Consider the following 13,834-nt stretch of genomic DNA (forward strand, 5'->3'; position numbering starts at 1 on the left):
GGATATTTAGTATCTTGCACTCCCGATTATGATAATAGAAGCATATAACGATACGGACGTGGAAGTACAAAAACAGTGGTTCAAAGATTGGTTCAATTCTCCCTATTATCACCTGTTATACAATAACAGGGATAATAAAGAAGCTGCCTCATTTATCGATAAGTTGCTGGAATACCTGCAACCGGCAGCCAGTGCCACCATGCTGGATGTAGCCTGCGGCCGTGGCCGTCACTCGCGCTACCTGGCGAATAAAGGTTACTTCGTGACAGGCATCGACCTGTCAATCAACAGTATCAATATTGCCAAAAAAATGGAGAACGATCACCTGACGTTTTTCCAGCACGATATGCGCCTTCCATTCCGTGTCAATTACTTCGACCTGGTTTTCAACTTCTTCACCAGTTTCGGTTACTTCGAATCTCAGCGGGAAAATGACAATGCGCTCCGTACCCTGAGGAACGCGCTCAAACCAGGAGGAAAACTGGTATTGGACTACCTGAACAGCACTTACGTGGCTGAACACCTGGTAGGCAGCGAGATAAAGGAGAAAGATGACGTGGTGTTTGACATACAACGTGAGCTGGCAGACGGTCACTTTCACAAGCAGATCAATATCCTGGATCGTAGCCGCATGCAGCGCGTTACCTTTACAGAAAGTGTTTGCGCCTATACATTAGCAGATTTTGAAGAGATGTTTGCCCGTCAGGGTTTACAGATAACTGAGGTCTTTGGTGACTACCATTTCAATGCTTTCAATGAGCAATTGTCGCCCCGACTGATCATTATTGCTACAAAACCTTAGACATGAAACAAGCATTGCTTCACCTGGACCATCAGTTGTTCAACCTGATCAATGGCCAATGGCATACGCCGTGGATGGATGCCTTTATTCCCATGCTAAGGGAACCGTTTATGTGGGCACCATTATACCTGTTCCTCTTATTATTTGTGACGATCAATTTTGGCTGGAGGGGATTCTGGTGGATTGCATTTTTCCTGCTCACTTTTGGGCTTGCAGACCAGGGCAGCCTGCACATCAAGGACTTTTTCGACAGGGTAAGACCTTGTCGGAATCCTGATCTGGCAGGTACGGTTCGCATCCTGGTGAGTTATTGTCCACAGAGCGGCAGTTTTACATCGAACCATGCTGCCAACCATTTTGCACTGGGAACATTTTGCTTTTTAACTTTTCGCACGATCAACAAATGGTTTGCTGCCCTGTTTTTCCTGTGGGCCATTGCTATCAGTTATGCACAGGTATACGTGGGCGTGCATTATCCGTTTGATGTAATGGGCGGTGCCATATTGGGTATATTTTTAGGATTTATGAGCGGTAGCTTTTTCCAGCGCCGCATCCGACTGGAACCTGAACTAACAACATGAACTGGCTTTTATTACTCATCATATTTGCCGCTACTATAGGTGGAGGTATAATACCAATGGTGTTCAGGAAGGCAAATCCCAACCTGCCCATTTACCTGCTCGCCTTGTCCGGCGCCTGCCTGTTCGGTATTACGATCCTGCACCTGGTGCCTGAGGTATATCATGAACTGGGCCACCAGGCAGGTATTTACATTGTAGCCGGCTTTTTTCTCCAGGTAGCATTACAACAATTATCTCATGGTACCGAGCACGGTCATACCCATTTACCACAGGGGGATCATGATCATGTATCCATTACACCGCTTTTGCTGGGGCTTTCTGTACATGCGTTTATGGAAGGGATCCCCCTGGGCTTCCAGTTTACAGATACAGCAGCCCTGTCTTCGCTGGTAATTGGCGTCGCTGCGCACAAATTGCCGGAAGCCATGACCCTGATCACAGTTATGATGCACAGTCATCAGCATGGTGCGAAACTATGGCGTATTCTTCTTATCTTTTCGGCGGTCACACCGGCCGCTGCTATACTGGCAGCTGTGTTGGGCAGCCACTCCGTGTATATTACGAACATTATCGTCTACCTGGTAGCGTTGGTGATCGGTGCATTTTTACACATTTCTACGACCATTTTCTATGAAAGTGGTACACGTCATCATGAATTGAGCAAGCGTAAGGTGTTGGCCATAATGGCAGGACTCCTTTTAGCATTTCTTACTTTAATATTTGAATAATTCTTTATTTTTAGGCTTTTAATATGGAAGTCGTCGTCATTATCTTCATCCTTATTTTACTGAACGGTCTCTTCTCCATGGCGGAAATAGCGATGGAATATGCAAGAAAGGCCAGGCTGGAATACCTTGCCAATAAAGGGGATGAAAAAGCAAAAGCAGCACTCAAGCTTGCAAACAACCAGGACAGGTTTCTGTCCACAGTACAGGTAGGCATTACCCTGACTAGTATTGCCATTGGACTTCTATCTGGTATTTTCCTCAGAGCGACACTCGTCGAAGTTATCTCAAGATCACCCCTGCTCAGCCCATACAGCAATGGCATTGCTATCACTATTATAGTAGTTGTAGTGACCTACGTAACATTGGTGCTGGGGGAGCTGCTACCTAAGCGGCTGGGGATGGCACGTCCCGAAGGCATTGCCAAGAGCATGGCCAGACCTATGATCCTGTTGTCCAGATTGACCTATCCTTTTATCTGGCTTCTTGGTACCTCTACCAGCCTGCTGGTAAAGATCTTCAATGTAAAGCCTTCTGATAATAACCTCACGGAAGAAGAAATCAAAGCGCTGATCACAGAATCAGATGCGATTGAAGAAACCGAGCAGGAGATCATCGAGCGTGTATTTCACCTTGGTGACAGGAATATTACCTCACTCATGACTCACCGTACAGACATTGAATGGCTGGACATTCATGATGATAAAGAGGTGGTGAGGAAGAAAATATTTGACAGCCCCCACTCGGTATACCCGGTATGTGAAGGGCAGGTAGATCACATCGTAGGCATCATCAAGATTAAAGACGTCTATATGGCGGCCGCTTCCAATAATTATTCTCTGAGTACCATTTTGAGAAAGCCCCTGTTTGTTCCTGAGAACAACTCAGCTTATCAGGTATTGGAGAAATTTAAGGAAACCCAAAGCCGGGCTGCCTTTATCGTAGATGAATACGGTACTTTCCTGGGAATGATCACCCTGAACGATATCCTGGAGGCGATCGTGGGCGACATGCCGGAAACGGGTCAGGACGATGACTGGGAAATCACGCAACGGGAAGACGGCAGCTACCTTGTAGATGCCCAGATTCCGTTTTACGACTTCCTCAGCAAGTTTGACAAAGAAGGCTGGATGACAGAGTTTGAGCAGGAGTTTGATACTATGGCCGGCTTTATCCTGCATCACCAGGAGCATATCCCTAAAGTAGGGGAGAAGTTTGAGTGGAGAGGATTTACCTTTGAAATAGTTGACATGGATGCCCACCGAATTGATAAAGTACTAGTAGTAGCCCCGGCCCCCGAAGTGGAGGAAGGATAACCTGAATGCAAAAATGCTTAGTGACACGATTTGAAAAATTGAAGCCAGCCATATGCATTCCGAAGCTCCAAACCGGGGTTCGGGACCTGTTTTTCTGCATCCGGAATTTTCAAACTGAGCTGATACCAAAAATTGAGTGGATGCTCAACGGGGGATAATTGAGTGAATTTATTAATTTTGCACTCTCTTTTACATAAGTAAATAATTTAATTTAACACACTACAATGGTCGTATTAGGAAGTAAAGAGCTTTCTTTGGAAGAAGTGCACCGGGTTTTGTTTAATGGGGAGGAATTATCCCTTGATACAGCGGCTTTACAACAGGTAGAGGAGAATTTTAAATTCTTACAGCAATTTTCTGCCAGGAAACTGATCTATGGTATTAATACCGGTTTTGGGCCAATGGCACAATACCGCATCAGCGAAAACGATACCCATCAGCTGCAGTACAACCTGATCCGCAGCCATAGTTCGGGAGCTGGTAACTACCTGAATCCGGTACTGACCAAAGGTCTGATGATTGCCCGCCTGAGCAGTTTTATGCAGGCGCACTCAGGGGTACATCCTGAGCTGGTGATCTTACTGAAAGACCTGATTAATAAAAACGTTTCTCCCTGCGTATACGAGCATGGTGGGGTAGGTGCGAGTGGTGACCTGGTGCAGCTGGCTCACCTGGCACTGGTCCTGATCGGGGAAGGGGAAGTTGTATATGAAGGTAAACTGCGTCCGACAGCAGAAGTATATGCAGAACTGGGGCTGCAACCAATAGGGGTGCATGTGCGTGAGGGGCTGGCGGTGATCAACGGTACTTCGACCATGACAGGTATCGGGTTAGTGAACATTATCCAGGCAAAGAAACTGCTGGGATGGAGCCTGATCCTCTCTTCCATGATCAATGAGATCGTGGAAGCGTTCGACGACCATCTTTCAGCAGAACTGAATGCAGTAAAAAAACATGCCGGCCAGAACAAGGTAGCGGCGGCCATGCGTGATATTCTGAAAGATAGCAAAATGGTAAGGCACCGTCCTGACCATTTCTATAAAGAACTGGAAGAAGAGATTTTTAAAGATAAAGTGCAGGAGTATTACTCCCTGCGCTGCGTACCACAGGTGCTGGGGCCGGTATATGATACGCTGGTACATGCTGAGCAGATCGTGGTACAGGAACTGAACTCGGTGAGTGACAACCCGGTAGTGGATCACCACCAGCAGAATGTATTTCATGGGGGTAACTTCCATGGTGATTACATTTCCCTGGAAATGGATAAAGTGAAGATAGCCATCACCAAGTTGTCTATGCTTTCAGAAAGGCAGTTGAACTACCTGATGAATGACAAGCTGAATCACAAGTTCCCGCCATTTATGAACCTGGGTAAACTGGGACTTAATTTTGGTATGCAGGGTATACAGTTCACTGCTACATCCACGGTGGCCGAAAACCAGACATTGTCATTCCCCATGTATGTACATAGTATTCCTAACAATAATGATAACCAGGATATTGTGAGCATGGGTACCAACTCAGCGCTCCTGACGCAGAAGGTGATTGAAAACACTTTTGAGGTACTGGCTATCCAGGTGATGACGATGCTCCAGGCGGTGGATTACCTGAATTGCCAGGATAAGCTGTCATCCTTCTCACACCTGATCTACCAGGAAGTAAGGGCAATTTTCCCTAAATTTATCCAGGACAGCCCTAAATACAAGGATGCTAAAAGGATTAAGGAATACCTGATGCAGCACGAACCAAAAGTGAAGATCTAAAAGGATTCCGGCCGGTCTTAAAACCAAAATACTAAAGGATGAAATGTGCTTTAATAACGGGTGGCTCCAGGGGGATAGGCAGAGCGATCTGCGTGAAGATGGCTGAAATGGGCTATTATGTAATTGTTAACTATAAGGGCAATGAAGCGGCTGCCAATGAAACACTGGAGGCAGTGCGTGCAAAAGGTAGTAATGGGGAAGCGTTACAGTTTGATGTAGCCAATGAGCAGGAAGTACAGGCAGTACTGGGGGGATGGGTAGAAGCTAATAAAGAAAAACAAATTGAGATCCTGGTAAACAACGCCGGCATCCGTGAAGATAATCTCCTGTTCTGGATGAATTCCACCCAATGGCATAACGTGGTAAATACAAGCCTGGATGGGTTTTTCTATGTGACTAAGCAGGTATTGAACAATATGTTGATGAAACGTTACGGACGTATCATTAATATTGTATCCCTGTCAGGTATTAAAGGCTTGCCTGGTCAGACCAATTATTCAGCTGCGAAAGCCGGCGTGATTGGGGCGACCAAGGCATTGGCCCAGGAAGTAGCTAAGCGTGGTGTAACCGTGAATGCGGTAGCGCCCGGTTTTATCAAAACTGATATGACAGCCGAACTGAATGAAAAGGAACTGGCAGCCCAGGTGCCTATGAACAGGTTCGGAACCCCGGAGGAAGTTGCAGAGGCGGTCGCATTTTTTGCCGGCAAAGCATCTGCTTATATTACAGGTGAAGTACTATCCATCAATGGTGGCCTGTACACCTGATAAAAGTATAATTCATTGTAGAACAATGCACCTTACTGTCACACACCCACACGTTGATTTCATGCCTGGAAAACGGGTTAAAACCCCGTTTACTTTTATAATTTCGCATCCAGGGCTTTCTAAAATTATGTTATCATGAACAGAGTTGTGATTACCGGATTGGGTATTTATTCCTGTATAGGAAAAAACCTTGAAGCAGTAAGAGACTCATTATATAAAGGTAAGTCTGGGGTGATCCTGGATCCTGCCAGGAAAGAATTTGGGTATCGGTCAGGTTTGACGGGGTATGTAGACCGTCCGGATCTGAAAGGTATGCTGGATCGCCGTTCCCGTATGATGATGCCGGAGCAGGCTGAATTTGCCTACATGAGCACCCGTGAAGCCCTGGCGATGGCGGGTATAGATCAGGATTATCTGGAGAAGAAGGAAGTTGGCCTGTTATTTGGCAATGACAGTTCATCCAAACCAGTGATAGAGGCAACAGATATCATGCGGGAAAAGAAGGATACGATGCTGGTAGGTTCGGGTTCTGTGTTCCAGACCATGAATTCTACGATCAATATGAACCTGGCCACTATTTTCAAACTGAAAGGGATCAACTTCAGTGTGAGTGCAGCCTGTGCCAGCGGATCGCATGCCATTGGCCTGGGCTATATGTTCATCCGCAATGGTATGCAGGACTGTGTGATCTGTGGTGGGGCGCAGGAGATCAATATTTACTCTATGGGTAACTTTGACGGTATTGCTGCCTTTTCGGTAAGGGAGAATGACCCGACAAAGGCCAGCCGTCCATTTGATAAGGACAGGGATGGATTGGTACCCAGTGGGGGTGGGGCGACTGTGATCCTGGAAAGCCTGGAATCGGCACAGCGCCGGGGAGCAACCATACTGGGAGAGGTGATTGGATATGGTTTTTCCAGCAATGGTGCGCATATTTCCAATCCGACTATAGAAGGACCGGTACGTTCGCTGGAGATTGCCCTGAAAGATGCGGGTTTACAGCCGCGGGATGTGGAATATATCAACGCCCATGCTACCAGTACCATCGCAGGTGATGCCAGTGAGGCCGCTGCTATCGACCAGGTATTCGGGGAGAGCAGACCTTATGTAAGCTCCACGAAATCAATGACAGGGCATGAGTGCTGGATGGCGGGAGCAAGTGAGATTGTGTACTCTATGCTGATGATGCAAAATGGGTTTATAGCACCTAATATTAATCTGGAAAATCCCGATGGGGCTGCGGCCAGATTAAATATAGCGGGGGATACCATTAATAAAGATTTTAATATATTTTTGTCTAATTCTTTTGGATTTGGAGGAACTAATTCTTCCCTGATAGTCCGCAAGTGGAATAATCAATAGCTTGTTGTTAACTGTCAGCACTTTAGAGTATTTATTATAACTTTGAGGCAAAGATCAATGCACAACAATAAGAAGGGTACAGACAGATAAGGCATACTAAAGACGATTAGGTGACGCGAACTATTCAAACCATTTTTTAATACAGAACCTATATCTGAGTTAGTTTACACTTGATTATGGATAAGAAAGAGATTATACAAACGACGAATGCATTCCTCGTTGAGGAATTTGAGGCTGATCTGGCATCCCTGACGCCCGAAGCTAACCTGAAAGCTACCCTTGATCTGGATAGCCTGGACTACATTGACCTCGTAGTTGTAATTGAGAACAATTTTGGATTCAAGGTAAACCCCGAAGATTTCCAGGGTATCGTTACCTTCCAGGATTTCTATGACTATGTAGCCAATCGTCTTAAACAAAAAGAACTGGTATAATGGCTTCCTGGGAGGGAAAGTCTAAAGGGAATAAACTGGGGTACAGTATCTTTATTGGGACATTACGTTATGGAGGCGTACTGCCTGCCTACATTTTATTAAGGTTTGTAGCCGCATATTATTTCTTATTTTCCTATAGTTCATCCCGCCCTATTTTTCAATATTTTCATACGAAGGTAGGTTATGGCTGGTGGAAGTCATTGTGGAGTGTATACAGGAATTACTATGTATTCGGGCAGGTACTGATCGATAAGGTCATTGTCATGTCCGGATTGCCTAATAAATTTACCTTTGAATTTGAGGGGGAGCAATACCTCCGGGAGATTACCGCTGCGGGGAAGGGAGGGATCATGCTCAGTGCCCACCTGGGTAACTGGGAGGTAGCAGGTCATCTGTTTACCAGGTTGCAGACCCGCATCAATATTGTGATGTTCGACGGTGAGCACGAAAGGATCAAAAAGTATTTATCCAGTATAACGGGAGAGCGTAATGTGAATATCATTGTTATTAAGGATGATTTGTCGCACATTTACGCCATCAATGAAGCGCTGAGCAATCAGGAGCTGGTATGCATGCATGCGGACCGGTTCCTGGCTGGCAATAAAACGGTGAATGCTACCTTCATGGGGCACGAAGCCAGTTTTCCGGCAGGACCATTCTTGCTGGCAGCTACCTTCAGGGTGCCGGTATCACTGGTTTTTGCATTTAAGGAGACGAATACCCATTACCACCTCTATGCTACGCCACCGCATGAATATCATGGCAGGCGCCGGCAGGGGGTAGAACTGGCTGTACAGGACTTTGTGCAGGAGCTGGAAGGTATGGTGAAGAAGTATCCTGAGCAATGGTTTAATTATTACGATTTCTGGGAACAGCCTAAAAACAATTCATAGCAAATGTTCATCCATACAGACGACATTACAGCATATATTCCTCAGCGTGCACCGATTGTAATGATTGGTGGTATACTGGAAGTGAGCGATAACATCACCCGTACCGGCCTGCAGATAGCGCCGGATAACCTGTTTGTGGAAGAAGGAGTGCTGCAATCGCCAGGTCTGTTGGAGAATATGGCACAGACTGCTGCTGCCAGAGTGGGCTATATTGCTCAACAGGAAAATACGCCTGTACCCATCGGTTTTATTGGTGCAGTTAAAGATTTTGAAGTATTTGAACGCCCGCCTGCGGGATCATTTATAGAAACTACCACGGAAATTGTGAGCCAGGTTTTTAATGCTACGATGGTAGCTGCTAAGGTTCAGTTAAACGGAAAAGTGATGGCTCAATGTGAGCTGAAAATATTTATAAACCCCTAATCACTTAAAACCATTCTTTATGACGCATGTTAGAAAACAACCTTTTCTTCTGCTGACATTGTTCCTGTTATGTAGCACCGGATTACACAGTTATGCTCAAAACTTGAAAGAGTTTTTTGCCAACACTTCTACACCACTGACTTACCTGGGGGTAGACTTTTCACTGGCGAAGATCCAGGGTGAGGCAGCTACTGCAACGGAGATCAAAGAGAAATTCGAACCTATTAATTCTGTTATAATTACCGAAGCAAAAAAGTATGATATACCTGGCGCTTTAAAAAGAAGTACGCCTGTTATCAATGACCTTGATGCGGTTAACAAGTTAAACGGGAATGCCAATGTAGCCGGCATGAAAACTGACAATGTCAGTGACCTGGGAAAAGTCACACCTGAAGATGTTGCTAAACATGTAAAGACATATAATCTGAGTGGCAAAAAAGGAATCGGACTGGTATTCGTTGTAGATGGCATGAGTAAGACTGATAAGGAAGCGTCGATGTATGCCGTGCTACTGGACATGGGCACAAAGAAGGTGCTGAATGCGGAAAAACTCACCGGTAAGGCAAAGGGTTTCGGGTTCCGTAACTACTGGGCCTATCCCATTTATAAAGTACTGGAAACAATAAGTACCGACAGGTATAAGGACTGGGCAAAAGCCGCTGCAGCAGCTCCCGAAGAAAAGGTAGCGGAAGCACCGAAAGTAGATACTGTGAAGCCGAAAGCCAAAAAGGGCAAGAAGGCAGTGTGATAAAACTGATGAATATATGTACCCGACATTGACGGAAAAGGCCAGTATACTGGTAAAATTTAATGAAGCAGATCCGCTGGGAATAGTATGGCATGGTCACTACATACGTTATTTTGAAGATGGCCGTGAAGCCTTTGGAGAAAAGTATGGTATCCGTTACCTCGACATATATAATCATGGTTATTCGGTGCCTGTCGTAAAAGTAGATTGTAACTACAAGCGCTCTTTGCGCTATGGGGACCGTGTAATAGTAGAAACCACCTATGTAAATACCCGGGCAGCCAAACTGAAGTTTGAGTATAAACTATACAATGCTGCCACCGGAGAACTGGTGGCGGATGGTAGTTCCATGCAGGTATTTCTGGACGTAGAAACAAGTTCACTGCAACTGACCCTGCCTTCCTTTTTCGAAAACTGGAAAAGGGAGCATGGTCAGGTTGAGCAGACTAAATAAATGAAGGGTTGAATCATTCCTATTTCAGAATAGCCGGCGTTTACGATTATCGGATGCCGGTCGGACGAATCGGGAATGAGGCAATACTATAAATGAGCGGACATGAGGAATGTGTATGTAGCGGCAGATAATATTTTTTCTCCGCTGGGCAGTACAACAGCTGAAAATTTTACGCAGGTATGCAATGGGCAGAGCGGTATCCGCCTGCATGATGATCCGGCTTTTTCACCGGGTCCTTTTCATGCTGCCATGTTTGCACCAGGACAGCTGAACATGACCGCCTTTACACGTTTTGAACAGATGCTGATCCGTTCTGTACAACAGGTACTGGAGCAAACCGATATTGATATCAACGACGGACGTACTGCATTCATCGTGTCTACTACAAAGGGAAATATCGAGTTGATGGAGGAGCAGGAAAATCCTGTGATGGCAGAAATGGAATTATCACATACTGCACGTAAGGTAGCCAATTACTTTGGTTACACTGCAGCACCGATAGTGGTGAGTAATGCCTGCATCTCGGGATTGCTGGCGATCCTGACTGCCAGAAGACTGATCTTGTCAGGTCGCTATGATCAGGCAATTGTAACTGGAGCGGATGTGTTAACGAAGTTTGTATTGTCCGGTTTCCAGTCATTTCAGGCGGTGAGTCCTGAACCCTGCCGTCCTTTTGATGCGGATCGCAAAGGGGTCACCTTGGGCGAAGGTGCAGCGACCGTGTTGCTGACCACGCAGCCTTCGGGTATCCGCGTAGGAGCAGGTGCTGTTACCAACGATGCCAACCACATATCAGGTCCCAGCCGTACAGGTGCAGAACTGAGTTATGCAATGGGACAGGCGCTGAAAGGAACGGGGCTGACGACGTCAGACATCGGTTTTGTGTCAGCCCATGGTACTGCCACATTATACAATGATGAAATGGAGTCCAAAGCCATACACCTGGCAGGATTGCTGAATACACCTGTAAATAGCCTGAAAGGATATTATGGGCATACCCTGGGTGCCGCTGGCCTGATAGAGGCCATTATCGGCATACAGGCGCTGAAGCAGGATACCGTGATCCCAACATTGGGATTTGAAACACTGGGTGTAAGTCAGCCGGTGTTAGTAAATAATCAGATAACCTACAAACCAATGCAGCATTTCCTGAAAACAGTGTCGGGATTTGGAGGGTGTAATGCTGCGATGGTATTTTCTAAATAGATATACATTCAGCATGGAGCATTTTAGTAAAGAAACAAAGACAGCCCTACAAGCACAGGAAGCAGCAGCAAGACTGGCATTTGCACCCATCGCCTTTCAGGCTACCCGCGCATTGCGTGATTTTGGCATCCTGGAAGTGGTGGGCGAAAGTTTTCCTGTGGGACTGACGATTGAAGAGATCTTAGAGAAAATAAAATTGTCCCGCTATGCTGTACGTGTATTGCTGGAGGCTGGTTTGGGGATGGAATTGCTGATTGTGAATGAACAGAAGAGGTATCTCCTCACTAAAACAGGGCACTTTATTCAGAACGACCCATTGACCCGTATCAACATGAATTTTTCCCAGGATATCTGTTACCTGGGTATGAACCACTTGCAGGAGAGCCTGAAGGAAGGTCGTCCTGCGGGTTTAAAGGAACTGGGTCCCTGGGATACCATTTACCCGGGATTACCGCTGTTGCCGCCCGAAATAGGCAAAAGCTGGTTCGACTTTGATCACTACTATTCCGATCTGGCCTTTCCGCAGGCATTACAGATCGTATTTGCAAATAAACCACGCACCCTGCTGGACATTGGTGGGAACACCGGCAAATGGACGCTGGCATGTACAAAACATGATGCAGATGTGCGTGTGACGATGTTTGACCTGCCGGGTGAAATTGAAATTGCAGCGAAGCGAATGAAGGAAGAGGGAGTTGCAGATCGTGTTTCTTTCCACGAAGCGAATATCCTCGACGAAAGCCTGCCTTTCCCCCAGGGTTTCGATGCCATCTGGATGAGCCAGTTCCTCGACTGTTTCTCCGAAGAACAGATTGTATCTATCCTGAAACGTTGTCGTGAAGCGCTGACAGACAACGGTACGATCTATATCCTGGAACCTTTCTGGAACAGGCAGCGGTTTAAGACAGCGGCATTCAGCCTGCAGCAAACCAGTCTTTACTTTACTGCAATGGCCAATGGGAATAGTCAGATGTACCATACTGATGACTTCTTCAAATGCATTGAAGATGCGGGCCTGCGTATCGTAGAAGAAAACAATGAAATGGGCTTAAATTATACCCTCTTAAAGTGTCAAAAATGAGAGAAAAAGTAGACGTGCTGGTCATAGGTGCCGGTCCTTCCGGAACTGTTGCTGCTTCTATCATTAAGCAGGCAGGTTATTCTGTGAAAATCGTCGAGAAATTACAATTCCCCCGGTTTGTAATCGGGGAGAGCCTGTTACCCCGTTGCATGGAAGCTTTGTCAGAAGCAAAGTTTATAGATGCAGTAACGGCGAAAGGTTTCCAGCAGAAGTTTGGAGCGAAGTTCGTAAAGGGTGACAGGATCTGTGATTTTACTTTTAAGGAACAGCATACAAAAGGTTGGGATTGGACCTGGCAGGTAACCAGGGCTGATTTCGATAAGGCATTGGCAGATGCGGTCGAAGCGATGGGGGTGCCTGTATGTTACAATACAACTGTTACAAATATCGTTTTCAATGGCTCCGATTCAGTTACCACGGTAGAAGATGCGGATGGTCAGCCGTACGAAATCGAAGCTCGTTTTATAGTAGATGGAAGTGGCTATGGCAGGGTGATTCCACGTCTTTTTAACCTGGAAAAGAATTCCAGTTTACAGCCACGTAAGGCATTGTTTGCCCACACCGTGGATGTGAACCGGCTGCAATATGATGAACCTAACCGTATTACAGCGGTGGTACATAAGCCGGGTACCTGGATCTGGATCATTCCGTTCAGCTCTGGCAATACTTCAGTGGGATTTGTGAGTGATCCAACTTTCCATAGTGGTTTTTCGGGTACACCAGAAGAGCAGTTCCGTGCTATGCTGGATGCAGAGCCATACACCAGGGAGCGTTTCAAAGATGTAGAACTGGTATTTGAACCACGTGTACTGGAATCCTGGTCTGCTACTACCGACAAATTCTATGGAGAAGGGTATGTGCTGACGGGGAATGTAACTGAGTTCCTGGATCCAATTTTTTCCTCGGGGGTGACCCTGGCCTGCGTGTCTGCGCAGACAGCCTCCAAACTGGTCATTCGCCAGCTGAAAGGCGAAGCCGTAGATTGGGAAAAGGAATATATGGAACCGACCATGCAGGGCGTGAATACCTTCCGCTCTTATGTGATGGCCTGGTATGAAGGTACCCTGGATAAGATCTTCTTTGCAAAGAATATACAACAGGAAATGAAGAACCAGATCTGTTCTGTACTGGCGGGTTATGTATGGGATACAAGCAACCCATATGTAAAGAACCATAAGACAGGATTACAACGCCTGGCACGTACCATAGAGCTGATGGAGAAGATTGAAGAAGGAAGTAAGCACCTTCCACAGTAAGTGAAACAGGGAGTATATACATT

Annotated in this window: 15 protein-coding genes; all 15 read left to right on the plus strand. The window is 46.1% G+C overall.

Features of this window, described 5'->3' with window-relative positions:
- The first annotated feature begins 28 nt into the window (after nucleotides 1-28).
- The 15 genes from ABDW33_RS11430 (at nucleotide 29) to ABDW33_RS11500 (ending at nucleotide 13,811) form a co-directional block, all read left to right on the plus strand.
- A complete protein-coding gene (locus ABDW33_RS11430) occupies nucleotides 29-802 on the plus strand; it encodes a class I SAM-dependent methyltransferase (RefSeq protein ID WP_343690198.1) in 774 nt (257 codons plus the stop codon).
- 2 nt (nucleotides 803-804) lie between these two features.
- Nucleotides 805-1,383 (plus strand): phosphatase PAP2 family protein, encoded by a 579-nt coding sequence (locus ABDW33_RS11435; protein WP_343690199.1) that lies wholly within the window; start codon nucleotides 805-807, stop codon nucleotides 1,381-1,383.
- Nucleotides 1,380-2,111 (plus strand): ZIP family metal transporter, encoded by a 732-nt coding sequence (locus ABDW33_RS11440; protein ID WP_343690200.1) that lies wholly within the window; start codon nucleotides 1,380-1,382, stop codon nucleotides 2,109-2,111. The genes ABDW33_RS11435 and ABDW33_RS11440 overlap by 4 nt, the downstream gene beginning before the upstream one ends.
- Nucleotides 2,112-2,134: 23 nt before the next feature.
- Nucleotides 2,135-3,424 (plus strand): hemolysin family protein, encoded by a 1,290-nt coding sequence (locus ABDW33_RS11445; RefSeq protein ID WP_343690201.1) that lies wholly within the window; start codon nucleotides 2,135-2,137, stop codon nucleotides 3,422-3,424.
- A 224-nt stretch (nucleotides 3,425-3,648) separates the two neighbouring features.
- Nucleotides 3,649-5,187, plus strand: coding sequence for an aromatic amino acid ammonia-lyase (locus ABDW33_RS11450; protein WP_343690202.1), 1,539 nt, complete (start codon nucleotides 3,649-3,651; stop codon nucleotides 5,185-5,187).
- A 38-nt stretch (nucleotides 5,188-5,225) separates the two neighbouring features.
- Nucleotides 5,226-5,954 carry a 3-oxoacyl-ACP reductase FabG gene (fabG, locus tag ABDW33_RS11455; protein WP_343690203.1) on the plus strand — a complete coding sequence of 243 codons (729 nt, stop codon included), beginning with the start codon at nucleotides 5,226-5,228 and terminating at the stop codon, nucleotides 5,952-5,954.
- A 135-nt stretch (nucleotides 5,955-6,089) separates the two neighbouring features.
- Complete coding sequence (locus ABDW33_RS11460; RefSeq protein WP_343690204.1) at nucleotides 6,090-7,316, plus strand: beta-ketoacyl-[acyl-carrier-protein] synthase family protein; 1,227 nt, start codon at nucleotides 6,090-6,092, stop codon at nucleotides 7,314-7,316.
- A gap of 176 nt (nucleotides 7,317-7,492) precedes the next feature.
- Entirely contained in the window at nucleotides 7,493-7,750 is a 258-nt protein-coding gene (locus ABDW33_RS11465) for an acyl carrier protein (RefSeq protein ID WP_343690205.1), read from the plus strand.
- The gene (locus ABDW33_RS11470) at nucleotides 7,750-8,643 is read left to right on the plus strand and encodes a lipid A biosynthesis acyltransferase (RefSeq protein WP_343690206.1); all 894 of its coding nucleotides are present in this window, start codon (nucleotides 7,750-7,752) and stop codon (nucleotides 8,641-8,643) included. The genes ABDW33_RS11465 and ABDW33_RS11470 overlap by 1 nt, the downstream gene beginning before the upstream one ends.
- A 3-nt stretch (nucleotides 8,644-8,646) precedes the next feature.
- A complete protein-coding gene (locus ABDW33_RS11475; protein WP_343690207.1) occupies nucleotides 8,647-9,066 on the plus strand; it encodes a 3-hydroxyacyl-ACP dehydratase in 420 nt (139 codons plus the stop codon).
- Nucleotides 9,067-9,085: 19 nt separating this feature from the next.
- On the plus strand, nucleotides 9,086-9,814 hold the full coding sequence (locus tag ABDW33_RS11480; protein WP_343690208.1) for a hypothetical protein: 729 nt from the start codon (nucleotides 9,086-9,088) through the stop codon (nucleotides 9,812-9,814).
- Between the two features lie 16 nt (nucleotides 9,815-9,830).
- The gene (locus ABDW33_RS11485) at nucleotides 9,831-10,268 is read left to right on the plus strand and encodes an acyl-CoA thioesterase (RefSeq protein WP_343690209.1); all 438 of its coding nucleotides are present in this window, start codon (nucleotides 9,831-9,833) and stop codon (nucleotides 10,266-10,268) included.
- A 102-nt stretch (nucleotides 10,269-10,370) separates the two neighbouring features.
- Nucleotides 10,371-11,474 (plus strand): beta-ketoacyl synthase N-terminal-like domain-containing protein, encoded by a 1,104-nt coding sequence (locus ABDW33_RS11490; protein ID WP_343690210.1) that lies wholly within the window; start codon nucleotides 10,371-10,373, stop codon nucleotides 11,472-11,474.
- Nucleotides 11,475-11,487: 13 nt separating this feature from the next.
- On the plus strand, nucleotides 11,488-12,555 hold the full coding sequence (locus ABDW33_RS11495) for a class I SAM-dependent methyltransferase (RefSeq protein WP_343690211.1): 1,068 nt from the start codon (nucleotides 11,488-11,490) through the stop codon (nucleotides 12,553-12,555).
- Nucleotides 12,552-13,811 (plus strand): NAD(P)/FAD-dependent oxidoreductase, encoded by a 1,260-nt coding sequence (locus ABDW33_RS11500; protein WP_343690212.1) that lies wholly within the window; start codon nucleotides 12,552-12,554, stop codon nucleotides 13,809-13,811. The genes ABDW33_RS11495 and ABDW33_RS11500 overlap by 4 nt, the downstream gene beginning before the upstream one ends.
- Nucleotides 13,812-13,834: the final 23 nt, after the last annotated feature.

Source organism: Chitinophaga sp., from assembly GCF_039596155.1.
Classification (GTDB): Bacteria; Bacteroidota; Bacteroidia; order Chitinophagales; family Chitinophagaceae; genus Chitinophaga.

Bases quoted from the DNA above. Each gene is read 5' to 3' on its own strand.
- ABDW33_RS11475 (WP_343690207.1), top strand. From the start codon at position 8,647: ATGTTCATCCATACAGACGACATTACAGCATATATTCCTCAGCGTGCA.
- ABDW33_RS11470 (WP_343690206.1), top strand. From the start codon at position 7,750: ATGGCTTCCTGGGAGGGAAAGTCTAAAGGGAATAAACTGGGGTACAGT.
- ABDW33_RS11490 (WP_343690210.1), top strand. From the start codon at position 10,371: ATGAGGAATGTGTATGTAGCGGCAGATAATATTTTTTCTCCGCTGGGC.
- ABDW33_RS11445 (WP_343690201.1), top strand. From the start codon at position 2,135: ATGGAAGTCGTCGTCATTATCTTCATCCTTATTTTACTGAACGGTCTC.
- ABDW33_RS11500 (WP_343690212.1), top strand. From the start codon at position 12,552: ATGAGAGAAAAAGTAGACGTGCTGGTCATAGGTGCCGGTCCTTCCGGA.
- ABDW33_RS11440 (WP_343690200.1), top strand. From the start codon at position 1,380: ATGAACTGGCTTTTATTACTCATCATATTTGCCGCTACTATAGGTGGA.
- ABDW33_RS11495 (WP_343690211.1), top strand. From the start codon at position 11,488: ATGGAGCATTTTAGTAAAGAAACAAAGACAGCCCTACAAGCACAGGAA.
- ABDW33_RS11480 (WP_343690208.1), top strand. From the start codon at position 9,086: ATGACGCATGTTAGAAAACAACCTTTTCTTCTGCTGACATTGTTCCTG.
- ABDW33_RS11450 (WP_343690202.1), top strand. From the start codon at position 3,649: ATGGTCGTATTAGGAAGTAAAGAGCTTTCTTTGGAAGAAGTGCACCGG.
- fabG (WP_343690203.1), top strand. From the start codon at position 5,226: ATGAAATGTGCTTTAATAACGGGTGGCTCCAGGGGGATAGGCAGAGCG.
- ABDW33_RS11435 (WP_343690199.1), top strand. From the start codon at position 805: ATGAAACAAGCATTGCTTCACCTGGACCATCAGTTGTTCAACCTGATC.
- ABDW33_RS11430 (WP_343690198.1), top strand. From the start codon at position 29: ATGATAATAGAAGCATATAACGATACGGACGTGGAAGTACAAAAACAG.
- ABDW33_RS11485 (WP_343690209.1), top strand. From the start codon at position 9,831: ATGTACCCGACATTGACGGAAAAGGCCAGTATACTGGTAAAATTTAAT.
- ABDW33_RS11460 (WP_343690204.1), top strand. From the start codon at position 6,090: ATGAACAGAGTTGTGATTACCGGATTGGGTATTTATTCCTGTATAGGA.
- ABDW33_RS11465 (WP_343690205.1), top strand. From the start codon at position 7,493: ATGGATAAGAAAGAGATTATACAAACGACGAATGCATTCCTCGTTGAG.